26 protein-coding genes are annotated in these 25,605 nt (G+C 72.7%); 16 read left to right on the top strand and 10 right to left on the bottom strand.

The window, feature by feature from the left end:
- Nucleotides 1-9: 9 nt before the first annotated feature.
- The gene (locus QNO07_RS21365; RefSeq protein ID WP_283993833.1) at nt 10-1,338 is read right to left on the bottom strand and encodes a D-arabinono-1,4-lactone oxidase; all 1,329 of its coding nucleotides are present in this window, start codon (nt 1,336-1,338) and stop codon (nt 10-12) included.
- Nucleotides 1,289-2,548 (bottom strand): MFS transporter, encoded by a 1,260-nt coding sequence (locus QNO07_RS21360; RefSeq protein ID WP_283993832.1) that lies wholly within the window; start codon nt 2,546-2,548, stop codon nt 1,289-1,291. The genes QNO07_RS21365 and QNO07_RS21360 overlap by 50 nt, the downstream gene beginning before the upstream one ends.
- A 114-nt stretch (nt 2,549-2,662) precedes the next feature.
- Here QNO07_RS21360 and QNO07_RS21355 point away from each other — a divergent pair, with 114 nt between their 5' ends.
- Together QNO07_RS21355 and QNO07_RS21350 are read left to right on the top strand one after the other, a co-directional pair.
- A complete protein-coding gene (locus QNO07_RS21355; protein WP_283993831.1) occupies nt 2,663-3,793 on the top strand; it encodes a ferrochelatase in 1,131 nt (376 codons plus the stop codon).
- A 102-nt stretch (nt 3,794-3,895) separates the two neighbouring features.
- A complete protein-coding gene (locus QNO07_RS21350; RefSeq protein ID WP_283993830.1) occupies nt 3,896-4,696 on the top strand; it encodes an inositol monophosphatase family protein in 801 nt (266 codons plus the stop codon).
- 121 nt (nt 4,697-4,817) lie between these two features.
- Here the strand turns inward: QNO07_RS21350 and QNO07_RS21345 are convergent, their stop codons facing one another.
- On the bottom strand, nt 4,818-4,988 hold the full coding sequence (locus tag QNO07_RS21345; RefSeq protein ID WP_283993829.1) for a hypothetical protein: 171 nt from the start codon (nt 4,986-4,988) through the stop codon (nt 4,818-4,820).
- Nucleotides 4,989-5,307: 319 nt separating this feature from the next.
- On the opposite strand from QNO07_RS21345, the gene QNO07_RS21340 reads away from it, so the two are divergent.
- The 4 genes from QNO07_RS21340 (at nt 5,308) to QNO07_RS21325 (ending at nt 8,888) form a co-directional block, all read left to right on the top strand.
- Nucleotides 5,308-5,961: a response regulator transcription factor gene (locus QNO07_RS21340; protein WP_283993828.1), complete on the top strand. Its 654-nt coding sequence runs from the start codon at nt 5,308-5,310 to the stop codon at nt 5,959-5,961.
- Nucleotides 5,962-5,968: 7 nt separating this feature from the next.
- Nucleotides 5,969-7,219, top strand: coding sequence for a sensor histidine kinase (locus tag QNO07_RS21335; protein ID WP_283993827.1), 1,251 nt, complete (start codon nt 5,969-5,971; stop codon nt 7,217-7,219).
- Between the two features lie 541 nt (nt 7,220-7,760).
- Nucleotides 7,761-8,060: a DUF4193 domain-containing protein gene (locus QNO07_RS21330; protein WP_283993826.1), complete on the top strand. Its 300-nt coding sequence runs from the start codon at nt 7,761-7,763 to the stop codon at nt 8,058-8,060.
- Nucleotides 8,061-8,075: 15 nt separating this feature from the next.
- Nucleotides 8,076-8,888, top strand: a complete 813-nt coding sequence (locus QNO07_RS21325; protein ID WP_283993825.1) for a hypothetical protein — start codon at nt 8,076-8,078, stop codon at nt 8,886-8,888.
- On the opposite strand, the gene QNO07_RS21320 is transcribed toward QNO07_RS21325, so the two are convergent.
- Nucleotides 8,822-9,271, bottom strand: a complete 450-nt coding sequence (locus tag QNO07_RS21320) for a DUF3093 domain-containing protein (RefSeq protein ID WP_283993824.1) — start codon at nt 9,269-9,271, stop codon at nt 8,822-8,824. The two genes, QNO07_RS21325 and QNO07_RS21320, sit on opposite strands and share 67 nt — an antisense overlap.
- 81 nt (nt 9,272-9,352) lie before the next feature.
- Here QNO07_RS21320 and QNO07_RS21315 point away from each other — a divergent pair, with 81 nt between their 5' ends.
- From QNO07_RS21315 to QNO07_RS21280, 8 genes are all read left to right on the top strand, one after another.
- Complete coding sequence (locus QNO07_RS21315; RefSeq protein ID WP_283993823.1) at nt 9,353-9,937, top strand: PaaI family thioesterase; 585 nt, start codon at nt 9,353-9,355, stop codon at nt 9,935-9,937.
- Entirely contained in the window at nt 9,934-10,470 is a 537-nt protein-coding gene (dut, locus tag QNO07_RS21310; protein ID WP_283993822.1) for a dUTP diphosphatase, read from the top strand. Before QNO07_RS21315 ends, dut begins: the two co-directional genes overlap by 4 nt.
- A gap of 1 nt (nt 10,471) precedes the next feature.
- Nucleotides 10,472-11,251 carry a DUF3710 domain-containing protein gene (locus tag QNO07_RS21305; RefSeq protein WP_283993821.1) on the top strand — a complete coding sequence of 260 codons (780 nt, stop codon included), beginning with the start codon at nt 10,472-10,474 and terminating at the stop codon, nt 11,249-11,251.
- 208 nt (nt 11,252-11,459) lie between these two features.
- On the top strand, nt 11,460-11,582 hold the full coding sequence (locus QNO07_RS21300; protein WP_283993820.1) for a hypothetical protein: 123 nt from the start codon (nt 11,460-11,462) through the stop codon (nt 11,580-11,582).
- Nucleotides 11,583-11,638: 56 nt separating this feature from the next.
- Nucleotides 11,639-14,194, top strand: a complete 2,556-nt coding sequence (locus tag QNO07_RS21295) for an ATP-binding protein (protein WP_283993819.1) — start codon at nt 11,639-11,641, stop codon at nt 14,192-14,194.
- 53 nt (nt 14,195-14,247) lie between these two features.
- On the top strand, nt 14,248-14,931 hold the full coding sequence (locus QNO07_RS21290; RefSeq protein ID WP_283993818.1) for a response regulator: 684 nt from the start codon (nt 14,248-14,250) through the stop codon (nt 14,929-14,931).
- Between the two features lie 47 nt (nt 14,932-14,978).
- A complete protein-coding gene (locus tag QNO07_RS21285) occupies nt 14,979-15,371 on the top strand; it encodes an OB-fold nucleic acid binding domain-containing protein (protein WP_283993817.1) in 393 nt (130 codons plus the stop codon).
- A gap of 3 nt (nt 15,372-15,374) precedes the next feature.
- Entirely contained in the window at nt 15,375-16,217 is an 843-nt protein-coding gene (locus QNO07_RS21280) for a DUF3159 domain-containing protein (protein ID WP_283993816.1), read from the top strand.
- A gap of 128 nt (nt 16,218-16,345) precedes the next feature.
- Here QNO07_RS21280 and QNO07_RS21275 read toward each other — a convergent pair whose 3' ends face one another.
- From QNO07_RS21275 to QNO07_RS21265, 3 genes are all read right to left on the bottom strand, one after another.
- On the bottom strand, nt 16,346-17,059 hold the full coding sequence (locus QNO07_RS21275; protein ID WP_283993815.1) for a potassium channel family protein: 714 nt from the start codon (nt 17,057-17,059) through the stop codon (nt 16,346-16,348).
- A 46-nt stretch (nt 17,060-17,105) separates the two neighbouring features.
- A complete protein-coding gene (locus tag QNO07_RS21270; RefSeq protein ID WP_283993814.1) occupies nt 17,106-17,771 on the bottom strand; it encodes a potassium channel family protein in 666 nt (221 codons plus the stop codon).
- A gap of 106 nt (nt 17,772-17,877) precedes the next feature.
- Nucleotides 17,878-20,070, bottom strand: a complete 2,193-nt coding sequence (locus tag QNO07_RS21265) for an MMPL family transporter (RefSeq protein WP_283993813.1) — start codon at nt 20,068-20,070, stop codon at nt 17,878-17,880.
- Nucleotides 20,071-20,165: 95 nt separating this feature from the next.
- Here QNO07_RS21265 and QNO07_RS21260 point away from each other — a divergent pair, with 95 nt between their 5' ends.
- On the top strand, nt 20,166-20,708 hold the full coding sequence (locus tag QNO07_RS21260) for a MarR family winged helix-turn-helix transcriptional regulator (RefSeq protein ID WP_502961903.1): 543 nt from the start codon (nt 20,166-20,168) through the stop codon (nt 20,706-20,708).
- A gap of 106 nt (nt 20,709-20,814) precedes the next feature.
- Here QNO07_RS21260 and QNO07_RS21255 read toward each other — a convergent pair whose 3' ends face one another.
- From QNO07_RS21255 to QNO07_RS21245, 3 genes are all read right to left on the bottom strand, one after another.
- Nucleotides 20,815-21,270, bottom strand: a complete 456-nt coding sequence (locus QNO07_RS21255) for a hypothetical protein (protein ID WP_283993812.1) — start codon at nt 21,268-21,270, stop codon at nt 20,815-20,817.
- A 1-nt stretch (nt 21,271) separates the two neighbouring features.
- Nucleotides 21,272-21,841, bottom strand: a complete 570-nt coding sequence (locus QNO07_RS21250) for a hypothetical protein (protein ID WP_283993811.1) — start codon at nt 21,839-21,841, stop codon at nt 21,272-21,274.
- Nucleotides 21,842-22,315: 474 nt separating this feature from the next.
- Nucleotides 22,316-23,956: an SDR family oxidoreductase gene (locus QNO07_RS21245; protein ID WP_502961902.1), complete on the bottom strand. Its 1,641-nt coding sequence runs from the start codon at nt 23,954-23,956 to the stop codon at nt 22,316-22,318.
- Between the two features lie 235 nt (nt 23,957-24,191).
- Between QNO07_RS21245 and QNO07_RS21240 the strand changes: the two genes are divergently transcribed.
- Nucleotides 24,192-25,520, top strand: coding sequence for a class I SAM-dependent RNA methyltransferase (locus tag QNO07_RS21240; protein WP_283993810.1), 1,329 nt, complete (start codon nt 24,192-24,194; stop codon nt 25,518-25,520).
- The last annotated feature ends 85 nt before the right edge of the window (nt 25,521-25,605 follow it).

Genomic DNA, 25,605 nt, shown 5'->3' with positions numbered 1-25,605 from the left:
GGCCGCACGTCACTCGCCGAGCACGCGCCGCAGGTAGTCGTTGCGGAACAGGCGGTCGGGGTCCAGCCGGTCCCGCAGTGCGGTGAACTCCGCGAAGCGCGGATAGACCGCTGACAGGTACTCCGCGTCGCGGCTGTGCAGCTTGCCCCAGTGGGGCCTTCCGCCATGTGCGGTCATGATGCGTTCGGCAGCGGTGAAGTAGGCCTCGTGCGGTGTGCCGCGGTACACGTGCATGGCCAGGTACACGCTCTCCCGTCCACTCGCGCTGGACAGCGGGATGTCGTCGGCAGGCGCCGTGCGTACCTCCACCGGGAACCCGATGCGCAGGTCCGAGCGGTCGATCATGGCGCGCAGATCGGTCAGCGCCGCGACGGCTGCCTCCCGGGGCAGGGCGAACTCCATCTCCAGGAAGCGCACCCGCCGCGGGCTGGTGAAGACCTTGTAGGGGATGTCGGTGTACGCGCGGTCGCTCACCACGCGCCCGGATATGCGGGCGATGGCCGGCACGGTGGCGGGCACCGCGCGGCCGAGCGAGCAGGCGGCCTGGAAGACGCCGTTCGCCACCAGCTCGTCGTCCACCCAGCCCCGGACCGCGGGCAGCGGCCGGGCGGGGCCCGGGGCCCGGTTGTTGCGCTTGGTGTGGCACACGTCGGTGTGCGGGAACCAGTAGAACTCGAAGTGCTCGTTCTCCGCCGCGAACTCCTCGAAGCGCGAGGTCACCTCGTCGAACGCCATCGGCTGCTCCCGGGCGTGCAGCCAGAACAGCGGCTCGACCGCGAAGGTGATCTCGCTGAGCACGCCCAGCGCGCCGAGCCCGACCCGGGCCGCCGCGAACACGTCCGCGTTCTCCTCCGGCGTGCAGCGCAGCACCGAGCCGTCGGCGCACACCATCTCCAGGCCGGCGATCTGGGCCGCCAGTGAGGCCGAGTCCCGCCCGGTGCCGTGGGTGCCGGTGCTGGTCGCGCCCGAGACGGTCTGCTCCATGATGTCGCCCATGTTGGTGAGCGACAGGCCCTCACCGGCCAGCACCTGGTTCAGCTGCTTCAGCGGAGTGCCGGCCGCCGCCGTCACCGTGCCCGCGGCCCGGTCGATGGCCCTGACACCGCAGAGCCGCTCCGGGCGGATCAGCACGCCCGAGGTGCCCGCGACGGAGGTGAAGGAGTGCCCGGTGCCCACCGCCTTGACCGGCAGTCCGTCCTCGGCGGCCCGGCGCACCACCTCCGCCAGCGCCGAGGTCGTGGAGGGCGCCACCGTGCGCAGCGGTCGGGAACCGGTGTTCCCCGCCCAGTTACGCCAGGTGTCGCTCCTGCGGTCGCTGCGCCTGCTCCAACCGGTCATTCGCCGTCCCCTCCTGCCGCCCCGCCGCCGACCGAGGTCTCAGCCGGCGGTGGCCGAGGACCGCCGCCGCGACCGCCAGCGCCCCGGCGACCGCGGGCACGCCGTAGGCCGCCGCTGCCCCCGCCACGTCCACCACCCGGCCGGTGGCCGAGGCGCCGAGCGCCACTCCCACCGCGACGCCGGTACTCGCCCACGTCATGCCTTCGGTGAGCTTGGTGCGCGGGACCAACTCCCCGACGAGGGCCATCGTGGTGACCATCGTCGGGGCGATCGTCAGCCCCGCGAGGAAGAGCGCGACGGCCAGGAACGGCAGGTTCCCGACCAGTTGGAGGGGGATCATACTCAGGCCCACCGCGCACACACCGGCGAGCCAGCGGCGGACCGCCGGACCTCTCGGGCGGAACATGCCGAAAGCCGCCCCCGCCACGCAGGAACCGAGGGCGTAGACCGCCAGCAGCAGGCTGGCCGCCGCCTTGCGGTCCTGCTCCTCGGCGAACGCCACCGTGGCGACGTCCACCGCGCCGAAGATCGCCCCGACCGCGACGAGTGTCACCACCAGGATCCACAGGCCCGGCGTACGCAGTGCCGAACCGGGGGAGTTGTGGTCCCTGGGGTGCGGGGCGGGCTCGGTCGCGCGCTGCGAGGTCAGCCAGAACACACCGGTCACCAGGAACACCGCGGCGGCCAGCGGACCGGCCTGCGGGAACCAGCCGGTGGACAGGCCGATGGCGAGCACCGGCCCGAAGACGAAGCAGAGTTCGTCGACGATGGACTCCCAGGAGAACGCCGCGTGCAACCGGTCCGGCCGGTCCCGGAACACGGTGATCCACCGGGCCCTGATCATGGAGCCCAGGCTGGGCACGCACCCGGCGAACGCGGCGAAGACGAAGAGCGTCCACTGCGGCCACCCCAGCCCCGTGCTCAGCACCAGCGCGGCCACCGCGGTCAGGGCGACGAGCGCGGCCGGTCGCAGGACTCGGCGCTGCCCGTAGCGGTCCACCAACCGGGAGACCTGCGGCCCGAGGGCGGCCGTCGACAGCGCCACGGTCGCCGCCAGCGCGCCCGCGACCCCGTAGGCACCGGTCAGTTCGGACACCATGGTGACGACGCCCAGGCCCATCATCGCGATCGGCATGCGGCCGACCAGCCCCGCGGCGGTGAAGGACCGGGTGCCGGGCGCGGCGAAGAGCCCGCGGTAGGGACTGGGCAAGGGAAGCTCTCAGAAGGTCATGCCGGTCGCCCGGTAAGGAATCACGTGCGTCCGGTCAGCTTACGGGGCGGGGCGTCACCGCCGCGCGGAATTCGTGATGGCAGGATCGGGGGTATGCCCGATGCGTACCCCGAGCCCTATGACTCCCTGCTCCTGCTCTCCTTCGGCGGCCCCGAGGGGCCCGACGACGTGGTGCCCTTCCTGGAGAACGTCACGCGAGGGCGCGGCATCCCCAGGGAACGCCTGGAGGAGGTCGGGCAGCACTACTTCCTGTTCGGCGGTGTCTCGCCGATCAACGCCCAGAACCGCGCCCTGCTGGAGGCCCTCCGCAAGGACTTCGCGGACCACGGCCTGGACCTCCCGGTGTACTGGGGCAACCGCAACTGGGGCCCCTACCTGACCGACACGCTGCGCGAGATGGCACGCGACGGGCGGCGCCGCGTCCTCGTGCTGGCCACCAGCGCCTACGGCTCGTACTCGGGCTGCCGCCAGTACCGCGAGAACCTGGCGGAGTCCCTGGCGGTGCTGGAGCAGGAGCTGCCGGCCGGTGAACTGCCGCGGGTCGACAAGCTCCGCCACTACTTCAACCACCCCGGGTTCCTGGAGCCGGTGACCGAGGGTGTGCTGCGCTCGCTCTCCGAACTGCCCGAGGAGGTGCGCGGCGGCGCCCGGCTGGTGTTCACCACCCACTCCATCCCGACCAGCGCGGCCGACACCTCCGGGCCCGTGGAGGGCCACGGCGACGGCGGCGCGTACGTCGCCCAGCACCTGGACGCGGCCCGACTGGTGGCCGACGCGGTGCGCGAGCAGACCGGCACCGACCACTCCTGGGACCTCGTCTACCAGTCCCGCAGCGGCGCGCCCCACATCCCGTGGCTGGAACCCGACATCTGCGACCACCTGGAGACCCTGCACGCCGGCGGCACCCCGGCGGTCGTCATGGTGCCCATCGGGTTCGTCTCCGACCACATGGAGGTCCTCTACGACCTCGACACCGAGGCCGTGGCCAAGGCGGCCGAGCTGGGCCTGCCCGTCGCACGGTCCGCGACCGTCGGCGCCGACCCCCGCTTCGCCGCGGCCGTGCGCGAACTCGTGCTGGAGCGGGCCGCGGCCGAGCGCGGCGAGCAGCCGGCGCGCTGCGCGCTGGGCGCGCTGGGCCCCTCGCACGACGTGTGCCCGATCGGGTGCTGCCCGGCCCGCGCGCCTCGGCCCGCCGCGGCCGGCGCGGACAGCCCGTACCTGTGAGGCCGCGGCCGGCACCTGCGGGAACGACCCCCGGGAGCCGGCCGCGGTCCAGATGTGCGGGGACCGTCCCCGTCCCCGACCGGAACACCCCTGGAGGTAGACGTGAGCGATCCGCTGCGGAGCGAACTGCTGGACGTGGCACTGGAAGCCGCCCGAAAGGCCGGTGAGCTGCTGCACGGCAGCCGCCCGGCCGACCTCGGCGTCGCGGCGACCAAGAGCAGCTCCATCGACGTGGTCACCGAGATGGACATCGCGGCGGAGAAGCTGATCACCGGCCTGCTCGCCGAGCGCCGCCCGCACGACGGCGTGCTCGGTGAGGAGGGCGCCAGCACCGAGGGCACCACAGGTGTGCGGTGGATCGTCGATCCGCTCGACGGCACCGTCAACTACCTCTACAACCTGCCCAGCTGGGCGGTCTCCATCGCCGCCCAGGTGGACGGCGAGACGGTGGTGGGCGTGGTGGCCTCTCCGCCGCGCGGCGAGGTCCACCAGGCCGTACTGGGCGGGGGCGCGCTGCGCAACGGCCGGCCCGTGAGCTGCCGTCCGTCGCCGCCGCTGCACCAGGCGCTCGTCGGTACCGGCTTCTCCTACACGCGGGACCGGCGGGTCGTCCAGGGCCGCATCGTCGCGGAACTGCTGCCGCGGGTCCGCGACATCCGCCGCTCCGGCTCGGCCGCGCTGGACCTGTGCGACGTAGCCGGCGGGCGCCTCGACGGCTACTACGAGCGCGGCACCCAGCCCTGGGACCACGCGGCCGGCGACCTCGTCGCCCGGGAGGCCGGAGCGCTCACCGGTGGCCGGCCCGGCAGCCCGCTCGGGCCCGACCTGGCGGTCGCCGCCTCACCCGGGGTGTTCGCCGAGCTGCAGCCGCTGCTGGACGAGCTGGGCGCCTGGCGGGACTGACCCCGCCCACGTGGCCGCTGCCCGCCAGCTGCCCGCCAGCCGCCCGGCAGGCGGCCCGCACACGACGAAGGTGCCCCCGCGACAGCGCGGGGGCACCTTCGTCATGGACCGGTTGCGGACGTCAGCGCAGAGCGCCGACCTCCACGCCGTGCTCGGATGCCAGCCGGTGCAGGTCCTCGAGCTCTGCCTGCTCGACCTCTGCGAGGAAGTCGTCGCCGGACTCGCGAGCGCGGTTCAGGTCGTGTTCCGTACTCCTTATGCGCTGCAGAAGGCCTGCGGTGAACGCGTCCATGGTGCGCCCCCTCGTCGTGGGTCGGCGGCACGGGGGTGTGCCGGGGGTGGGACGATCACGGCGTGTTCCCTGACGGTGGTCGACAGCGCGCGGGTGGCATGCCGCCTACAGGGCGTGATCGGGTGTGGAGGGGATTTCCCCACCCCCGGCCTCAGAGAAACCTCAAGTCCCGGAAAAATCCTTGCCGCGTCCGGCATCCGCGCCTCCCGCGCTCTCTTACAGCCGGTTTATGGGACTTCGGGGCACGATGGAGGTCACATCGGACGTGTGTCGGCCCTGCCGCCGCCGTCACCTTTGGTACCTGAGGGAAGGAAGCGCCGTGCGCGTACTCGTCGTCGAGGACGAGCAGCTGCTCGCTGACGCCGTCGCCACCGGCCTGCGCCGGCAGGCCATGGCCGTGGATGTCGTCTACGACGGGGCCGCCGCCCTGGAGCGCGTCGACCTCAACGACTACGACGTCGTGGTGCTCGACCGCGACCTGCCGCTGGTCCACGGCGACGACGTGTGCCGCAGGGTCGTCGAGCTGGGCCTGCCCACCCGGGTGCTGATGCTCACCGCCTCCGGTGACGTCAGCGACCGGGTGGAGGGGCTGGAGATCGGCGCCGACGACTACCTGCCGAAGCCGTTCGCGTTCACCGAGCTGATCGCCCGGGTGCGGGCCCTGGGCCGCCGCACCACCACCGCCCTGCCGCCGGTCCTGGAACGCTCCGGCATCAGGCTCGACCCCAACCGCCGCGAGGTGCACCGCGACGGGCGGCTGATCCAGCTCGCCCCGAAGGAGTTCGCCGTCCTGGAGGTGCTGATGCGCAGCGAGGGAACCGTCGTCTCCGCCGAGCAGCTGCTGGAGAAGGCCTGGGACGAGAACACCGACCCGTTCACCAACGTGGTCCGGGTGACCGTGATGACCCTGCGCCGCAAGCTGGGCGAACCGCCGGTGATCGTCACCGTGCCCGGTTCCGGCTACCGCATCTGAGGCCGCCGTGTCCGCCCCCGCACCCCACCGGTCCGCAGGACCGCCGCCCGCCCCGCCCAAGCCGACCTGGGACCCCACCGCGCCGCCGCGCTCCTACCCGTGGCTGCGCCCGACCATCCGCATACGGCTCACCCTGCTCTACGGCGGCATGTTCCTCATCGCCGGCATGGTGCTGCTGACGATCATCTACCTGCTCGCCGCGCAGGCCCTGCAGGACGGCAGCCGGCTGTCGCTGCGCATCAGCGGTCCCGTGCAGGTGGCGAGCGACACCTGCGAGCTGCCGCCCAGCGGCAGCGGCGCCGACCTGGGGCAGGCCCTGGACGCCTGCCTGCAGCTCCAGCGCCGCATCGCCCTGGACTCCCTGCTCCAGCGCTCGCTGCTGGCCCTGATGGGCCTGGCGGTGGCCGCGTTCGCCCTCGGCTACGTGATGGCCGGGCGGGTGCTGTCCCCGCTCGGCCGGATCACCCGTACCGCCCGCCAGGTGGCCGGGTCGGACCTGCACCGCCGGATCGAGCTGGACGGCCCCGACGACGAGCTGAAGGAGCTGTCCGACACCTTCGACGACATGCTGGACCGGCTGGACCGCGCCTTCACCGCCCAGCAGCGGTTCGTCGCGAACGCCTCGCACGAGCTGCGCACGCCGCTGGCGATCAACAGAACCCTCCTGGAGGTCCAGCTCTCCGATCCGGACGCGTCCGTGGAGGTGCAGCAGCTGGGCCGGACACTGCTGGCAACCAACGAGCGCAGCGAGCAACTGGTGGAGGGTCTGCTGCTGCTGGCCCGCAGCGAGAACGAGATCATCCACCGCAAGCCGGTGGACCTGGCCGAGGTGGCGGACCAGGCGGTCGAGCAGGCCCGCCCCGAGGCCGAGCGCAAGGGCGTCGAGGTGCGCGGCGTGCGGCAGCCGGTGTACGTCCAGGGCAACGGGGTCCTGCTGGAGCGCATCGCGCTGAACCTGGTGCAGAACGCCATCCGCTACAACGTCGCCGAAGGCGGCTGGGTGACGGTCACCACCGAGGCCACACCGGGGCAGGCGCGGCTGACGGTGGAGAACACCGGCCCGCAGGTGCCCGCCTACGAGGTGGACAACCTGTTCGAGCCGTTCCGCCGGCTGCGCACCGAGCGCACCGGCAGCGACAAGGGCGTGGGGCTGGGACTGTCCATCGTCCGGTCCGCCACCCGGGCTCACGGCGGGGCGATCTCCGCGGTGCCGCGGGAGGACGGAGGGCTGGTCGTGACGGTCACGCTGCCGGTGTGAGGCCCCGAGAGAGGCCGGCGTGAGCCCGGGTGGGCCGACCCGCCCGTCCGCCGCGCTTCGATCCGGTGCGGGCGGGCACCCGACGTGAAACGCCCCAGCCGACCGGTGCCCGGCAACCGGGGTCGGGCATCCGCCGCCGGTCTGATACATGTACGGTGCATCCGCGAGACGGGAGGTTGGTAATGGGGGTAATCCACCCGGTACGTTCCCCGCCGGGCCCTGCTGTGATCGATCACACACCCGATTTTTTGATCCATGTCGCCGTGTGGTCGGGAACCCGGGGAAAAACACCCTAAAATCCAGGTTTTCGCAGGTCGATATTGCGGGAAGTACCCGTGATGGCGTCTGCGAACTGCGACCTTCGGGTCATAACAGGCCCATCGACAGTCCGTCGGACCACTACCGCAGGGGTCCGGTTGGGTGTCGATTGAGTAACAGGCCTTGATGTGAGGCAAAATCTCCGCCTCAGGTCGGGCACAAGTCCGGCCCCTCGCGCGTTACGCGCTGAGACACCAAACGACACCCAGAGGGGGAGAACACGATGGCCACGGATTACGACACTCCACGCAAGACTGACGACGATGCCAACGAGGACAGCATCGAGGAACTGAAGGCCCGCAGGAACGACAAGGCCGCGTCGACCGTCGACGTGGACGAGTTCGAGCAGGCCGAGGGACTCGAACTGCCCGGCGCGGACCTCTCCAACGAGGAGCTGTCCGTACGGGTGCTGCCGCGGCAGCAGGACGAGTTCACCTGCATGAGCTGCTTCCTCGTCCACCACCGCTCCCAGCTCGCCGAGGAGAAGAACGGCCACCCGATCTGCCGCGACTGCGCGGCCTGATCGCGAACGGTGCCCATGTCGGCCGACGACGCACGTGATGCCGAGCGGGGCCCGGACGCCTCGCTCGCTCCCAGGCGTGCGGCCGGGCCGGGCCGCCTGCGCGGTCGGCACGGTGTGCGCAACAAGGCGAAAGCCCGGAAGCCCGACCACGACCGCCACAGGCTGCGGGCGTTTCTCGGTGCTGTCGCCGACCGGCTCATCGACACCGCCCCGCGCATCCCCGCTCGCGATCTCGCCACGCTCCGAGCCCAGTTCCCGGGCCAGGGCCCGGAGGAGATCGCCGACCGACTGGTCTCCACCGCCGTACGCGGCTCCGCCACCGTAGGTGCCGGCGTCGGGGCCGCAGCGATGCTGCCCGTGCCGCCGGCCATGCCGGCCGAGCTCGCCGCCGAGATCATCGGCGTCGCCTCGATCGAACTCAAGCTCATCGCCGAACTGCACGAGCTGTACGGTGCCCGGCCCGCAGGCACCGCCACCCAGCGCGGAACGGCGTACCTCAACGCCTGGTCCTCCGAACGCGGCATCGACCCGGTCGTGCCGGCGACCGTCACCGTCGCCCTGGGCGTGCAGTTCCGCCGGGAACTGCGCCACCGCCTGATGAAGCGGAGCCTGCGCAACCTGCCCAACCTCACGCCGTTCCTCATCGGCGCCGCCGCCGGAGCGGCGATGAACCGCCGGGAGACCCGCAAGCTCGCCGAACGCATCCGCGCCGACCTGCGCGACCGCCCCAGGCAGCCGTGGCCGGCACTCCCACCGGCCGGTCAGACCTCCGAAGACGCCGACTCCAGCGCGGCCACCAGGCGCTCCGGGCGGCGCGAGGACAGATAGACGTACGGCGTCGGATCCGCCGGATCCGTGACCTCCACCCGCACCGCCGTCGGGACGTAGCCGCGCAGCACCATGAAGGCCCTCGGGTCGGCCTTGTACGAGCGCCAGGCCCGCGCCTCCGCCTCGTCCAGCACCTCCGCGCGCCCCAGCGCGCTCAGCGGGATGCGTGCGCTGCCCGCCACCAGCGACCCCGCCACCACACGGATGCGCACCGAACCGTAGGAACTCACCAGCACCGCCGCCAGGGCGCCGCCGGCCACCAGGCCCGCCAGCATCGGCACCAGCCCCAGGGGCAGCAGCGTCAGCCCGCAGGAGAGGCCTGCCAGGCCCGCGATGAGCCACCAGGAGCGGGGCGCGGTGAGTCGTTCGTCGTAAGGCTGCATGACCCAAGCTTTGCACGCGGCGCTGCCCCGCCGACCAGGGACTGCACCCGTCGTGCGCGCGCGGCGGTAGGGTCTTGGGACGTGACAGCTGTGAAGACCTCGTTGACGCCGCCGGAGGGCGCGCTGCCCCCGGTGCGGCACCCGGAAGCGCCCGCGCCCGGTGAGCCCATCGGCGCCCACTACGACCAGTGCTTCGGCTGCGGCGGCGCCCAGCCGCACGGCCTGCACCTCCAGGTGCGGGCCGGCGAGGGCGTCGACGTCACCGCCGAGTTCACCGTCCGGCCCGAGCACCAGGGCGCCCCCGGCCTGGCCCACGGCGGGGTGCTGGCCACCGCTCTCGACGAGACGCTCGGCTCGCTCAACTGGCTCATGCACGTCATCTCGGTGACCGGCCGCCTGGAGACCGACTTCGTCCGCCCGGTGCCCGTCGGCACCGTGCTCCACCTGGACGCACGGGTGACCGCCGTGCACCGCCGCAAGATCTACTGCACCGCCACCGGCCGCGTCGGGGCACCCGACGGGCCCGTCGCGGTCCGGGCGACTGCCGTGTTCATAGAGGTCAAGGTCGAGCACTTCATCGACCACGGCCGCGACGAGGAGATCAAGGCGGCCATGGAGGACCCGGACCAGGTCCGCCGGGCACGCGCCTTCGAGGTGAACCCGTGACCGGCCCGCGCGAGCCCGTGGACGTCCTGATCCGCCGCCTCGACCCCGAGGTCCCGCTGCCCGGCCGCGCGCACCCCGGCGACGCCGGCGTCGACCTCGTCACCACCGAGGCCCGCACGTTGCCGCCCGGCGAGCGGGCGGTACTGCCCACCGGCATCTCGATCGCCCTGCCGGACGGCTACGCCGCCTTCGTCCACCCCCGCTCGGGCCTCGCGGCCCGGTGCGGTGTGGCACTGGTGAATGCCCCGGGAACGGTCGACGCCGGGTACCGTGGAGAGATCAAGGTGATCGTCGTCAACCTCGACCCGCGCGCGGAGGTGCGGTTCGAACGCTTCGACCGCATCGCTCAACTCGTCGTGCAGCAGGTCGAGAAGGTGCGCTTCCACGAAGTGGGGGAGCTGCCGGGATCGGCGCGGGACACGGGGGGCTTCGGCTCGACCGGTGGCCACAGCGGTGCGGCCGGTGGGGCCTCACCGCACATTCCATACGCTGCGGTCGGTGGCGCTGAGCGCCCCGACCTGAAGGGACAGTGACGTGTTCGGACGTCGTCACAAGCGGGACGAGAAGCCGGAAGGCGTCTCGAACGACAGTAACGACAGCGGGGCCGCCGACGGAACGGCGGACGGGGCCGCGGAGTCCGGGGTGGCGCCCGCGAGGGTCAAGCTGCCCCCCGCGCCGCGCCCCGACGGGCCGTGGGACCTCTCCGAGGTCAGCGAGCCGGACAAGGGACGTGTCGACCTCGGTGGCGTCTTCGTGCCCGGGGTCGAGGGCATGGAACTGCGTGTCGAGGTCGCCGGGGACGCCATCGTGGCGGCCACCATCGTGCTGCGCGACAGCGCCATCCAGCTCCAGGCGTTCGCCGCGCCCAAGCGCGAGGGCATCTGGGACGAGGTGCGCGAGGAGATCGCCTCCGGCATCACCCAGCAGGGCGGTGTGATCGACGAGGTCGAGGGTCCGCTCGGCTGGGAGCTGCGCGCGCAGGTCCCCGTGCAGCTGCCGGACGGCAAGAACGGCGTCCAGGTGGTGCGCTTCGTCGGCGTGGACGGCCCGCGGTGGTTCCTGCGCGGCGTCATCTCCGGCCAGGGCGCGGTGCAGCCGCAGGCCGCCGGGCTGCTGGAGCAGATCTTCAAGGACGCCGTGGTCGTCCGCGGTGACGCGCCGATGGCGCCCCGGGACCCGATCGTGCTCAAGCTGCCCAACGACGCCCAGATGGTCCCCGACGGCGTCCAGCAGGACGACGCCGAGGCCGGCTCGAAGTACGCGGGCGGCATCGACAAGCTCCAGCGCGGCCCCGAGGTCACCGAGATCCGCTGACCCCTGCCGCGCCGCACCAAGGCCGAGGCCGGTGAGCCCCCTGCCCGGGGCGCTCACCGGCCTTCGCCGTGCGCCCGCGCCCGCTGCGGCGTATGGACGGCGTCAAGGACGGGCCGGTGCCCGTCAGGACCCCGTCAACAGCGGCCGGAGCCGCCCGGTGGTGCGGTGTGATGGCGGGCGGGGGCCGACCGTCCCCGCCGGCGCTCGGGTGGGCGTCCGGCGTGAACCGCCCCGCCGAGGAGTCACCATGGCCGATGTGGCACTGGTCGCCGCCGCAGTCCTGGTCGGCGTGCTGGCCGTCGTCCTCCTGCGCGCCCTGTCCCGGCTCTGACCGCCGAGCCGGCAGCCCGGCAGCCGGTCGCACGTTCGAGTGGTCAGAATGGACCCATGGCTGGACGAGGCAGGCTGCGGATCTATCTGGGCGCGGCACCGGGGGTGGGCAAGACCTACGCCATGCTGTCCGAGGCGCACCGCAGGCAGGAACGCGGCACCGACGTGGTGGTGGCCGCCGTCGAGTGCTACGGCAGGGCCCGCACCGAGGCGCTGCTGCCCGGCCTGGAGCGCATACCGGGCCGCCGCCACCCGCACCGCGGTACGACCGTCGAGGAGCTCGACGTCGAGGCGGTGCTGCGGCGGGACCCCGCCGTCGCGCTGGTCGACGAACTCGCCCACACCAACGCCCCCGGCGCCCGCCACCGCAAACGCTGGCAGGACGTCGACGAACTGCTGAACGCCGGCGTGGACGTGATCTCCACCGTCAACATCCAGCACCTGGAGTCACTCGGCGACGTCGTCGAGGGCATCACCGGCGTGCGGCAGCCCGAGACGGTGCCCGACGAGGTGGTGCGGCGGGCCGAGCAGGTCGAACTGGTCGACATGACCCCGCAGGCGCTGCGCCGCCGCCTCGCGCACGGCAACGTCTGCAGCCCCGACAAGGTCGACGCCGCGCTGTCGAACTACTTCCGCCCCGGCAACCTCACAGCGCTGCGCGAACTGGCCCTGCTGTGGACCGCCGACCGTGCCGACGAGTACCTCCAGCAGTACCGCAGCGAGCACTCCATCCGCTCCACCTGGCGGGCCAGGGAACGCATCGTCGTCGGCCTCACCGGAGGCCCCGAGGGCCGCACCCTGGTGCGCCGCGCCGCGCGCATGGCGGCCAGGAGCTCCGGCAGCGAACTCCTCGCCGTGCACATCGCCCGCGCCGACGGCCTGCGCCCCGCCTCCCCCCGGGAACTGGCCGTACAGCGCACCCTGGTGGAGGACCTCGGCGGCACCTTCCACCACGTCATCGGCGACGAGGTCTCCGACGCGCTGCTGGACTTCGCCCGCGGTGTCGACGCCACGCAGATCGTGCTCGGGTCGAGCCGCCGCCGGTCCTGGCAGTACGTCTTCGGACCGGGCGTCGGAGCGACCGTGGCCCGCCACTCCGGCACCGACCTGGACGTGCACATCGTCACGCACGACGAGGTCGCCCGGGGCCGCGGCCTGCCCGGGTCGCGCGGCGCCCGCCCGGGGCGGTGGCGGACCGCCGCCGGCTGGCTCACCGCGCTCGGGCTGCCGGCCCTCACCACGCCGCTGCTGCTCGTCCTCCAGCCGGGCATCGGCTTCGCCAACACCGTTCTGGTCTTCCTGGCGATGGCCGTCGCCGCCGGGCTGGTGGGCGGTGTGCTGCCGGCGCTGGTGTCGGCCGTGCTGTGCTCGGCCCTGCTCAACTACTGGTTCGCCGACCCGGTGCACACCTGGACCATCACCGACCCGCGCAACGTGGTCTCCCTGCTGATCTTCTTCTTCGTGTCCGTTGCGGTGGCCTCCGTGGTTGACCTGGCGGTGCGCCGGTCCCGGCAGGCCGCCCGGCTGCGCGCCGAGTCGGGCATCCTCGCCGCCCTCGCCGGCAGCGTGCTGCGCGGCGACGACTCGCTCGAAGCGCTGCTGGAACGCGTCCGGGAGACCTTCGCGATGGACGCCGTCGCCCTGCTGGAACGCCCCGGCGACGGCGGCCCGTGGACCTGCGTGGGCGGTGTCGGCGCCCCCGCCGACGGGCGCCCGATGCGGCGCCCGGAGGACGGTGAGGTGGACATGCCGGTCGGCGACCACATGATGCTTGTGCTGGCCGGGCGGGTCCTGCCCGCCGAGGACCGCCGGGTGCTGGCGGCGTTCGCCGCGCAGGCGGTGGGCGTGCTGGACCGCCAGCGGCTGGAGGGTGAGGCCGCGCAGGCCCGAGCCCTGGCGGAGGGCAACCGCATCCGCACCGCGCTGCTCGCCGCCGTCAGCCACGACCTGCGCACGCCGCTCGCCGCCATCAAGGCCGCCGTCACCTCGCTGCGGGCGGACGACGTGGCCTGGTCGCCGGAGGACGAGGCGGACCTGCTGGAGGGCATCGAGGACGGCGCCGACCGGCTCGACCACCTGGTGGGCAACCTGCTCGACATGTCGCGCCTGCACACGGGCACGGTCGCCCCCCTCATCCGTGAGATCGACCTCGACGAGGTGGTGCCCAAGGCGCTGGGCGGGGTGCCCGAGGGCAGCGTGCTCCTGGACGTGCCCGAGGCGCTGCCCATGGTCGCCGTCGACCCGGGGCTGCTGGAGCGCACGGTGGCCAACGTGGTGGAGAACGCCGTCAAGTACAGTCCGCCCGGCGAGCGGGTCAAGGTCTCCGCGAGCGCCCTGCACCACCGGGTGGAGCTGCGGGTCACCGACCGCGGCCCCGGGGTGCCCGACAGCGACAAGGCCCGCATCTTCGAACCGTTCCAGCGGTACGGCGACGTGCCGCGGGGCGTCGGGGTCGGCCTGGGCCTCGCAGTGGCCCGTGGCTTCGCCGAGGCGATGGGCGGGACCCTGGAGGCCGAGGACACCCCCGGCGGCGGCATGACGATGGTCCTCACGCTGCGTGCCGGACCCACCCGCCCGCCGCTCGCACCGGAACTCTCCACGTCCACCACCTGACGCCGCGCAGCCCCGCTCACGAACCGCTCAGAGAGCCGAAGGAAGCAACCGCCATGCACCGAGTGCTCGTGGTCGACGACGAACCGCAGCTCGTCCGGGCGCTGGTGATCAACCTGCGTGCCCGCCGGTACGAGGTGGACACCGCGCCGGACGGCGCGACCGCCCTGAAGCTGGCCGCCGAGCGGCGGCCCGACGTGGTGATCCTCGACCTCGGCCTGCCCGACATGGACGGCGTCGACGTCATCCGCGGCATCCGGGGCTGGACGCGGGTGCCCATCCTGGTGCTGTCCGCACGGCACTCCTCCGACGAGAAGGTCGAAGCGCTCGACGCGGGCGCCGACGACTACGTCACCAAGCCCTTCGGCATGGACGAGCTGCTGGCCCGGCTGCGTGCCGCGGTACGGCGGGCGGAGCCGGCGCCCGCAGCCGGAGACACCGCCGTGGTCGAGACCGGCACGTTCAGCGTGGACCTGGCGGCGAAGAAGGTGCACCGGGCCGGCCGTGACGTCCGCCTCACCCCGACCGAGTGGCACCTGCTGGAGGTCCTGGTCCGCCACACCGGGCGGCTGGTCAGCCAGAAGCAGCTGCTGCGCGAGGTCTGGGGTCCCTCGTACGGGTCGGAGACCAACTACCTCCGGGTCTACATGGCGCAGCTCCGCCGCAAGCTGGAGGCCGACCCGTCCCACCCCAGGCACTTCATCACCGAGCCCGGCATGGGCTACCGCTTCGAACGGTGACGTCCTGACCGTCCGCGGCGCTCCGCCACCCGGGTACGCTGGCCGACATGAGCGGTGCCCCGAGGCCGTCGAAACGGCCTGGAAAGATACGGCGCTTCCTCGACCGGTTCTCCACCGAGGACGAGCCGGTCGAGGACGAGCCGACGCGCAACGACACGGCGGGCTGCACCCGGATCTGCGACTGCGGTGACCGGCAGATCGTGAAAGTGACCGGAACGCTGCGCAGCGTTACACTCCGACCTCGGGCCGGCGTCCCCGCGCTGGAGGCGGAGCTCTTCGACGGTTCCGCGTCGCTGGACGTCGTCTGGCTCGGACGGCGTGCGATCGCGGGGGTCGAGCCGGGCCGTACGCTGATCGCGTCGGGCCGGGTCGCCATGAACCGCGGCCGGCCCGTGCTGTTCAACCCCAAGTACGAGCTGCGATCCCTGGGACAGGAGTAACGGGTGACCTCACTCGACAAGCCCTCCGCGGACACCGAGTCACCGACGGCCGACACGGAGGTGACCAAGGCCGCCTTCCTCGAAGCGTTCGGCGGCGTTCGCGGAATGGTGGAGACCACCGTCCCCGGCCTGGTGTTCGTGCTGAGCTACACGATCAACCGGGACCTGCACTTCTCGGCCATCGCGGCGCTCGGGCTCTCCGCCGTCATGGGGCTGGCCAGGCTCGCCCGGAAGGACACCGTCAAGCACGCCTTCAGCGGCGTCTTCGGCGTCGCCATCGGCGCGGTGTTCGCCATGATGTCCGGTGACGCGAAGAACTTCTTCCTGCCGGGCATGATCTACACCCTCGGCCTGGCCGTGGCCTACCTGGGCAGCGCCATGGCGGGCTGGCCGCTGCTGGGCCTGATCCTGGGCCCGGTGTTCAAGGAGAACCTCTCCTGGCGGACCCGCAACCCCGGCCGCAAGCGCGCCTACGTCAAGTCCAGTTACGCCTGGGGCCTGATCCTGCTGGCCAAGTCCTGCATCACCTTCCCCATCTACTTCTGGGGCGACGCCACCCAACTGGGCTGGCTGCGCGTGGCGCTGGGGATTCCGCCGTTCCTGCTGTGCGTGTACCTGACCTGGATCTTCCTCGCCAAGGCCCCGCCGCCGATCGACGTGTTCGCGGAGATGGAGGCCGAGGAGGAGGCGGAGAAGCGCGAGAAGCGCGCCCAGGAGACGTGGGAGGCCGCCGACGGCCCGCAGCTGATGGACGTGGTGGCCCGCGAGGTCACCGCCGAGACCGAGCGGCGCATCGCCGCCGCAGGCGACGACCGCCACCCCGACACCCCGCACCGCCCCGGCTGATCCCGCCCGCGTCCCGCCGGGCACCGCCGCACATACGAGGAGGGAGCGCCTCCGGATCTCACCGGAGGCGCTCCCTCCTCGCATGTGCGGGTCGTGCGGGCCGCGGCGGGCGCCGCAGCCGGACGGGGTCAGCCGCGGCGGTCCGTGCCGGAACCGTTCCGCGGATGCTCCTCGCCGTCCTCACGGACGACCGACAGCAAATCCTCCAACTGCTCCTCCCGGTCCTGCGCGGCGACGAACAGCAGCTCGTCCCCGGCGGCCAGCGTCTCCTCGGGGCCGGGCTTGAGCACCCGGGCTCCGCGGATGATGGTGACGAGCGCGGTGTCCTCCGGCCAGTCCACGTCACCCACCCGGGTACCGGCCAGGGCCGCCTCGGGCGGCAGGGTCAGCTCGACCAGGTTGGCGTCGCCCTGGCTGAACCGCATCAGGCGCACCAGGTCGCCGACGCTGACGGCCTCCTCGACGAGCGCCGACATCAGACGCGGCGTGGACACGGCGACGTCCACGCCCCACGCCTCGTTGAACAGCCACTCGTTCTTCGGGTTGTTGACGCGGGCCACCACCCGGGGCACGCCGTACTCGGTCTTGCCGAGCAGCGACACCACGAGGTTGACCTTGTCGTCACCGGTCGCGGCGATCACCACGTTGCAGCGCTGCAGTGCCGCCTCGTCGAGCGAGGTGATCTCGCAGGCGTCCGCCAGCAGCCACTCGGCCTGCGGCACCCGCTCCACCGAGATGGCCGTGGGGGCCTTGTCGATGAGCAGCACCTCGTGCCCGTTCTCCAGCAGCTCGGCGGCGATCGACCTGCCGACCGCTCCCGCTCCAGCAATGGCCACCCTCACGGCTGGACCTCCCGCTTCTCGCGCGCGGACCCGCGGCGGTTCCCGCTCACGATGCCTCCTCGGGGCCGCGGTCGAACGCCGCCTCCACGTCGCCCACCTGGTCGCAGCGCATCAGTGCGTGCACCAGGTCACCTTCCTGGAGCACGGTGCCGCTGTCCGGCAGCATCGCTTCGCCCATCCGGGTGATGAAGGCGATCCGGGTGCCGGACTCCTGCTGGAGCCTGCTGACCCGGTGGCCCACCCAGCTGGGGGAGATGTGCACCTCGGCCAGCTGCACCCCGCCGGTCGGGTCCAGCCACAACGGCTCGGCGCCCGAGGGGAGCAGCCGCCGCAGCATCTGGTCGGCGGTCCACCGCACGGTCGCCACCGTCGGAATGCCCAGCCGCTGGTAGACCTCGGCCCGCCGCGGGTCGTAGATGCGCGCGGCCACGTTGTCCACGCCGAACATCTCTCGTGCCACCCGGGCCGCGATGATGTTGGAGTTGTCGCCGCTGCTCACCGCGGCGAACGCGCCCGCGTCCTCGATCCCGGCTTCCCGGAGCGTGTCCTGGTCGAATCCGACACCGGTGACCCGGCGTCCACCGAACCCGGACCCGAGCCGCCGGAAGGCGGTCGGGTCCTGGTCGATCACCGCGACGGTGTGGCCCTGGTTCTCCAGGGTCTTGGAGAGTGCGGCTCCGACGCGGCCGCACCCCATGATGACGATGTGCATGAGGCTGTTACCCCACACCTTCCCCTGCTGCGATCACCTGGGCATAAACCGCCCACCCTCTTCCCCCGGCCTGGGGCCGGGGCTGGTGAACGGCGAAACACCCACGCTACCCGGCGCCGCCCTGACCGGCCGCACCCCGGTCCCGCTCGGCCGCGCCGGGGCCACCACCGCGAGCCGCAGCCCCCGCGCCGCCCGCCGCCGGATGCGGGTCGCCGCGGTGGCGCAGCGCGCTCGGCCACCACACCACCGGCCCGGCGTCCCGGACCAGTGCGGGCACCAGCAGCGACCGCACCACCAGGGTGTCCAGCAGCACGCCGAACGCCACGATGAAGGCGATCTGCACCAGGAACGCGAGCGGGATGACCACCAGCGCGGCGAACGTCGCCGCGAGCACCACACCCGCGGAGGTGATCACACCGCCGGTCGCCGTCAGGCCGCGCAGCACCCCGACCCGGGTGCCGTGCACCAGCGTCTCCTCGCGGACCCTGGTCATCAGGAAGATGTTGTAGTCGACGCCCAGCGCGACCAGGAACACGAACCCGTAGAGCGGCACGGACGCGTCGGTGCCCGTGAAGCCGAAGCCGTAGCGGAAGACGAGCGCGGCGACGCCCAGGGTGGCGAGGAAGTTGAGCGCCACCGTCGCCACCAGGATCACCGGCATCACCAGGGACCGCAGCAGCCACACCAGGATCAGCAGGATGATCAGCAGCACCACCGGTGCGATGACCATCCGGTCCCGCTCCCCGGTCGTCTGGGTGTCGTACTGCTGCGCGGTGTAGCCGCCGACCAGCGCGTCGCCGTCCGGCACCTCGTGCACCGCGTCCCGCAACCGCAGCACGGTCTGCTTCGCCGCGTCGCTGTCTGCCGCGTCCTCAAGCGTCGCGTCGATCCGCACCTTGCCGTCCACCACCAGCGGCTCGCCGCCGGGCCGTCCGCCGGCCGTGACGGGCGCGGCGTCGGCCACGCCGTCGGTGCTCCCCGCGGCAGCCGTCACCTCCTCGACCCGGCCGGCGTCGGCGATGATCACCGCGGGATTGCCCGAACCGCCGGGGAAGTGCTCGGCGAGCCGCTCCTGGGCGGTCACCGACGGCGCGTCGTTGACGAAGATCTCCTTCAGTGGCACGCCGTCGGACTTCAGCATCGGCGAGAACGCGGCACACGCGGCCAGCGCCACCAGCGACGTCACCCACACGCGGCGCGGCGACCGGTCCACCAGCGCCGCCACCCGGCCCCACACGCCCGAAGGCTTCTCCCCGGGTGTGCCCGGGTCCTCGGCGGGCCGGGGCTTCGCCGGCCAGTAGGCGACCCGGCCCAGCAGCACCAGCGCCGCCGGGAGATAGGTCAGCACGCTCAGCACCGCGCAGACGATGCCGATCGCCCCCACCGGGCCGAGCGCCCGGTTGTTCGTCAGATCGCTCAGCAGCAGCGCGAGCAGGCCCAGCGCGACGGTCGCCGCGCTCGCGCTGATCGCGCCGAAGGACCGGCGCACCGCTGCCACCACGGCCGCGAACCGGTCGCTGCCCGGCACGGCCAGCTCCTCGCGGAACCGCGCCGTCAGCAGCAGCGCGTAGTCGGTGGCGGCACCGATGACGAGGATGAACAGGATGCCCTGCACCTGCCCGTCCACCCGCAGCACGTCCCGGTCGGCCAGCACGTAGACCACCGCGCAGGCCAGTGCCAGCGCGAACACCGATCCCATGATGATGACCAGCGGCAGCAGCACACTGCGGTAGACCAGCAGCAGGATCAGCAGCACCACGCTGAGCGCCACGCCCAGCAGCAGCCCGTCGATGCCCGCGAACGCCTCGCCCAGGTCGGCCTGGGTGGCGGCCGGTCCGCCGATGTACACCTCGGTGCCCGGCACCGCCTCGGCCGCCTTGCGGATCTCCTCCAGCGGCTCCCCGGCCTCCTCACCCAGGTCGCCGGCGAGCTGCACGACCCCCTGCAGCGCCTCGCCGTCCTCGGAGGGCAGTGCGGGGGAGACCTCACCCGCACTCCACTCGGCGTCCCGCAGCCCGGCCAAGGCCTGTGTGGCCGCGCCCTGCTGGGCCTCGGTCACGCGGCCGTCCTCGGCGACCCACACGACGACCGCCGGAACCGAGGAGTCGTCGCGGAACCCCTGCTGCGCCTCGTTGACCTTCGTCGACTCGGCGCTCTGCGGCAGGAACGCGGCCTGGTCGTTCGTCGACACCTCGCCGAGCTTGCCGGCGAACGGCCCGAGGCCACCCCCGACTCCCAGCCAGGCGATCAGCAGCACGATGGGAATCAGCCAGCGGACGCGGCGCGGTGCGGTGGTCATCGGCTCCCCAGGGAAGGTGCACGGGCACGCCTTCGGCGGCCACTTAGCTCAATGAAAAAGAATCTCAATGATTGAACCATGTATATCGTGGGAGGGTGCGCGACACAGACCGTGGCGGGGGCGGTCAGCCCCGAGGCCCTGCCGAAGACGAGCATGCCGAGGGCGAGCGGACCGAGGGCGAGCGGACCGAGGACGTCCCGACGGACCTCCAGGCGTTCGCCGTCCTGCTGCGCCACATGAACGGCGAGTTCAACCGCATCGCCCACGAGTTCGCCCACGCCCACGGCCTGCACACCACCGACGTGCAGGCACTCATCGCGATCCTCGACAGCGACCCCGGCGAGCCCGTCACCCCCGGCGTGCTGCGTGAACGCCTCAACATCACCTCGGGAGCCGTCACCGCCTGCCTGGACCGCCTGGAACGCGCCGGGCACGTCCGCCGTGAACGCGACCCCGGCGACCGCCGCGTGATCCACCTGCGCTACGCCGGACGCGGACGCCAGGTGGCCCGGGAGTACTTCGGTCCGCTCGCCCGCGGTACCGAGGCTGCCCGGGTGCGCTTCAGCGAGGCCGAGCTCCGCGTCGCCGCCCGCTTCCTGGCCGCCGTCAACGACGAACTGGACCACCTGCGCAGCTGAGCGCCTCGGCGGGCGGCCTGCGGCACCTGACCGCCGACGCCATCGCCTGCGGCCCCGCCGACGGCCCGGGGGTCGCACTCCGGCCGCCACTGAGTTCTTTCCAACCTCAGTTTGAGCTGGCACGCAGCGGGTCCTTCTGGACTGCGGCGAACAGCGCGATCACCGCCATGGCCTGCTGCAACACCTCACCCCCGGAACCGTGCAAAGGGCGTACGAAGGTGTGCGGCAGGTTCCTCTGGGCGAAGAACCACTCCCAGACCTCCGCCCGGTCGCCGAGGGGGACCGGTATCTCCTCGCCAACCCGCAGCGCCCGGATGGCGCGCGCGAAGGTATAGAACGTATGGAGTTCAGCCCTGGCGACGGCGTAGCTGACGGCCCACCGGGCGATGACTCGCTGGGTGGCCGCATCGGCGCTGTTCACAGCATCCACCAGGTCACGGTCTAGGGAGCTGAGGCCCCACTTGTTGCCGCCGACCTCGCGCAGCTTCGGGCTCGGCGCCCGCCCGCCCCAGTCGCCTGCTTCCGCTCGCCGCTCCGCCTCATGGACGATCGTCTCTTCCACCTCACGTCGAAGGCGCTCGGCCTCGGCGCGTTTCGCGGGCCCGGGCGGGGGGCGGCAGAGTGCGGGCGTGGTCATGCCAGTATGCGGCGCTCCGCGTCGTCTGCTTGATCACGCAATCCGCAGCCGGCTTGGCCGGCCACAACTGCAGCAGGTAGTGATCGACCACGGGGCCTCCGTCCAGGACGGAGAGCTCGTCGTCCGGTGTCACATCCATGCCTCGTCCGCAGTAGCGAACCCGGTAGTCGGTGACGGGAAGATCGAGCGAGCAGATCGCGCCGTCACCCCACGGCACGACGGCGGTCTCCGCGGACGCAGGACGGAAGGAGACCTCGACGATCTCCTCCCACTGGTCATCCAGGGGTGGCTCGGTCTCGTGGACCTCCACCAACAGGCCCACACGTCCCGCGTGCAGACCCGTCGTCAGGAACAGGATGCCGGGGTTCGCGGCCCCGCACAGCCCGTTGCTCTGACCGGCACAGTGCGCGATGTCCTCGGCCGGAAGGCCGAGGCGGCTATCCACGTAGAACTGCCTGTAGCAGACGTTCAGCTCACCGTCGTACACCGTCCGCATAACTGCCCCCTTGTCAGCTCTTCAATGGAAGGCAGTATGTGACCCCGCACTGACAAGGCCGCCCGGGCACGTGCAGCAGCGGGGTAGGCGGGAGGTACTCGGCAGTCCCGAGCGGAGCGACGGCCGGACCCCAGGTTGGGACGCGGACAGGCGTCGGCCCTCCCATGGGGAGGCGGGGAGGGCCGACGCGGCCCTGGCCAGCGTTCAACGGTCTCCAGCAACCTAGGACAGCGGATGCAGGAAACCAGTGAAGGGCGACTCGCGAAGCGCGAGTGTCACCCCGGCTACCGGTGGACGCGGGAGTGACCAGAGCCGGAGGTGCCCGAGGGGGTCTGCCCTTTCGGTCTGTTCGCCGAGCGGCCCGCCTCAGCCTGCCGCCCGGCCCGCCTGCCGCGCGCGGCGGCTGTCGGCCCCGGCTCGGTCGCCGCCGGCGAGGGGGTCTGCCCTTTCGGTCTGTTCGCCGAGCGGCCCGCCTCAGCCTGCCGCCCGGCCCGCCTGCCGCGCGCGGCGGCTGTCGGCCCCGGCTCGGTCGCCGCCGGTCTGGTCGGCGCCGGTCCCGTCACCGCCAGGCCGCCGCGCGCCTTGCTTCTCCGCCGCCGACGCGATGTTGCGGGCCATGCCGCCGAACACCACCGCGTGGAACGGGCTCACACTCCACCAGTACAGGTGCCCGGCCAGTCCGTGCGGGTGGAACAGGGCCCGCTGCTCGTAGCTCGTGCGGCCGTTCTCGTCCCGCGTCACCCGCAGCTCCAGCCAGGCCAGGCCCGGCAGCCGCATCTCCGCCCGCAGCCGCAGCAGGGAGCCCCGGTCGATCTCCTCCACCCGCCAGAAGTCCAGCGAGTCGCCCACGCGCAGACGGGACGCGTCCCGCCGTCCGCGCCGCAGGCCGACCCCGCCGACCGCACGATCCAGCCAGCCGCGCAGCGCCCACGCCAGGGGGAACGAGTACCAGCCGTTCTCACCGCCGATACCCTCCACCACCGACCACAGCGCCTGCGGCGACGCCCGCACCAACCGCCGCCTGCGGTCGCTGTAGAGGCTGCCGCCCGCCCAGTCCGGGTCGGTCGGCAGCGGGTCACTGGGTGCGCCCGGCAGCGCGGCGGATGACCAGCGCGTCACCACCTCGGCGTCCTGGATGCGCTGCAACGCCAGTTCCAGCGCACGCCGCACGTTCAGGGACCCCTCCGGTGGCGGAGGCACGTACCGCTCGATGTCCCGCTCGGTGCACACCACCTCGTGCCGCAGCGACTCCGCCAGCGGCCTGGCGATGGCCCGCGGCACCGGCGTGACCAGGCCGATCCAGTGGCTCGACAGCCGGGGCGTGAGCACGGGCACCGGCACGATGAGCCGCCGCGGCAGCCCGGCCACCCGGGCGTAGCCCTGCATCATGTCCCGGTACGTCAGCACGTCGGGCCCCCCGACGTCGAAGCTGCGGCTCACGTCACCGGGCAGCTCGGCGCAGCCCACCAGCAGCCGCAGCACGTCCCGGATGGCGATCGGCTGGACCCGGGTGCCCACCCAGCTCGGCGTCACCATCACCGGCAGCCGCTCGGTGAGGTACCGCAGCATCTCGAACGAAGCCGAACCTGATCCGATGATCACCGCCGCCCGCAGCGCCGCCGTCGACACCCCCGAGTCCAGCAGGATGCGCCCCACCTCGGCACGGGAACGCAGGTGCGGCGACAGCTCCGACTCCGGCACCCCGGCCGGCGTCAGACCGCCCAGGTACACGATCCGGCCGACCCCGGCGGCCTTGCACCGGCGGCCGAAGACGCGGGCCGCGCGCCCGTCCGTCTCCTCGAAGTCCCTGCCGCCGCTCAGGCCGTGCACCAGGTAGTAGGCGACGTCCACGTCCTGCATCGCCTCCCGGACGGAGGCCTCGTCCGTCACGTCCCCGGTCGCGACCTCCACCCGGTCCGCCCACGGGTGGTCCCGCAGCTTCGACGGCGTGCGGGCCAGGCAGCGCACCCGGTACCCGGCCGCCAGCAGCTCCGGCACCAGCCGCCCGCCGACGTATCCGGTGGCCCCGGTGACCAGGCAGAGCCTGCCGGGGCCCGCTTCCGTGCCGATCGCCTCCGGGCTCGCGTCTGCGTCACCGTCTCCGCTTCCCGCCACGTGCGGACGCCTCCTTCGAGCAGGGGACACGCGTCACCCGCCATCCTCAGCCAGCCCCGGGGCGCCCGCAACATGCGTCGCTTGTGCGTCACTTTGCGGGGTGGGGCGGTGCGGTGCTCGGGCGTGTGCGCGGGTGCCGCCTACGCGCAGTAGAGTGGAAGGCTGCCGTCCTTTCGCCCGTCGCGCACCCCTGTGCGTGCGCCGGGCACCCCTCGTACTCCTGGAGTCACCCCGCATGACCGAGACCGCCGCCGAATCGCTGGTCGGCCAGGAGTACGAGGTGGAGATCGGCCCGGTCGCCCACGGGGGACACTTCGTCGCCCGCACCGCCGAAGGCCGCGTGCTGTTCGTCCGCCACGCCCTGCCCGGCGAGCGCGTCACCGCCCGCGTCACCGAGGGCCACGCCGAGTCCCGCTTCCTGCGCGCCGACGCCGTGGACATCCTCGAACCGTCCAAGGACCGCGTCGAGGCGCCCTGCCCCTTCGCCGGCCCCGGCAAGTGCGGCGGCTGCGACTGGCAGCACGCGAAGCCCGGCGCGCAGCGGCGGCTGAAGGCCGACGTGCTCACCGAGCAACTCGCCCGTCTCGCCGGGCTCACCCCCGAGGACGTCAAGTGGGACGGCACCGTCGAGCCCGCCCCCGGCGACAAGCTGCCCGCAGGTGAGGTCCCCGGCTGGCGCACCCGCGTCCAGTACGCGGTCGACGAGGCGGGGCGCGCCGGCCTGCGCCGCCACCGCTCCCACGAGGTCGAGCCGATCGACCGCTGCCTGATCGCCGCACCCGAGATCTCCGCACTGGGCATCGAGAAACGCGAGTGGCCGCAGATCGAGTCCGTCGACGCCATCGCCGCCGTCGGCTCCCACGACCGCCAGGTCGTGCTCACGCCGCGCCCCGGCGGCCGGCTGCCGATCGTCGAACTCGACCAGCCCGTCTCGGTGCTGCGCGTCGGCGAGAAGGACCAGGCCATCCACCGCGTGCACGGACGGCCCTTCGTCCGCGAACGGGCCGACGGCCGCACCTGGCGCGTCGGCGGCGGCGGCTTCTGGCAGGTCCACCCGCAGGCCGCCGAGATGCTCGTCGACGCGGTGATGCGCGGCCTCACGCCGCGCAAGGGCGAGATGGCACTCGACCTGTACTGCGGCGTCGGCCTCTTCGCCGGCGCGATCGCCGACCGCATCGGCGACCAGGGCGCCGTCCTGGGCATCGAGTCCGACAAGCGCGCCGTCGAGGACGCCCGCCACAACCTCGCCGACCTCGACCGGGTCCGCATCGAACACGGCAAGGTCGACCAGGTCCTGCCCCGCACCGGCATCACCGAGGCCGACATCGTCGTGCTCGACCCGCCCCGCGCCGGCGCGGGCAAGCGCACCGTCCAGCAGCTCGCCGCCCTCGGCCCCCGCCGCATCGCCTACGTCGCCTGCGACCCCGCCGCCCTCGCCCGAGACCTCAAATACTTCGCCGACGCCGGCTACAAGCCCCGCTTCGTCCGCGCCTTCGACCTCTTCCCGATGACGCACCACTTCGAGACGGTGGCGGTGCTGGAGCCTGCTGCAAAGGGTGTGTGACCTGCGATTTCGCGGTCCGGGTGGGGTGCTTGACCTGTTTTCCTCCGTGTGGCGGGTCGAGCTGACGGATCGGCCCTTGTAGGCC

Source organism: Streptomyces sp. 549, assembly GCF_030124175.1.
Lineage (GTDB): Bacteria > Actinomycetota > Actinomycetes > Streptomycetales > Streptomycetaceae > Streptomyces.
This window is presented reverse-complemented; position numbering and strand designations above follow the sequence as displayed.

Excerpts from the sequence above, each read along its gene's own strand:
- QNO07_RS21365 (WP_283993833.1), bottom strand. The coding sequence starts at position 1,338 with ATGACCGGTTGGAGCAGGCGCAGCGACCGCAGGAGCGACACCTGGCGT.
- QNO07_RS21355 (WP_283993831.1), top strand. The coding sequence starts at position 2,663 with ATGCCCGATGCGTACCCCGAGCCCTATGACTCCCTGCTCCTGCTCTCC.
- QNO07_RS21345 (WP_283993829.1), bottom strand. The coding sequence starts at position 4,988 with ATGGACGCGTTCACCGCAGGCCTTCTGCAGCGCATAAGGAGTACGGAA.
- QNO07_RS21330 (WP_283993826.1), top strand. The coding sequence starts at position 7,761 with ATGGCCACGGATTACGACACTCCACGCAAGACTGACGACGATGCCAAC.
- QNO07_RS21325 (WP_283993825.1), top strand. The coding sequence starts at position 8,076 with ATGTCGGCCGACGACGCACGTGATGCCGAGCGGGGCCCGGACGCCTCG.
- QNO07_RS21320 (WP_283993824.1), bottom strand. The coding sequence starts at position 9,271 with ATGCAGCCTTACGACGAACGACTCACCGCGCCCCGCTCCTGGTGGCTC.
- QNO07_RS21295 (WP_283993819.1), top strand. The coding sequence starts at position 11,639 with ATGGCTGGACGAGGCAGGCTGCGGATCTATCTGGGCGCGGCACCGGGG.
- QNO07_RS21290 (WP_283993818.1), top strand. The coding sequence starts at position 14,248 with ATGCACCGAGTGCTCGTGGTCGACGACGAACCGCAGCTCGTCCGGGCG.
- QNO07_RS21285 (WP_283993817.1), top strand. The coding sequence starts at position 14,979 with ATGAGCGGTGCCCCGAGGCCGTCGAAACGGCCTGGAAAGATACGGCGC.
- QNO07_RS21270 (WP_283993814.1), bottom strand. The coding sequence starts at position 17,771 with ATGCACATCGTCATCATGGGGTGCGGCCGCGTCGGAGCCGCACTCTCC.
- QNO07_RS21265 (WP_283993813.1), bottom strand. The coding sequence starts at position 20,070 with ATGACCACCGCACCGCGCCGCGTCCGCTGGCTGATTCCCATCGTGCTG.
- QNO07_RS21250 (WP_283993811.1), bottom strand. The coding sequence starts at position 21,841 with ATGCGGACGGTGTACGACGGTGAGCTGAACGTCTGCTACAGGCAGTTC.
- QNO07_RS21240 (WP_283993810.1), top strand. The coding sequence starts at position 24,192 with ATGACCGAGACCGCCGCCGAATCGCTGGTCGGCCAGGAGTACGAGGTG.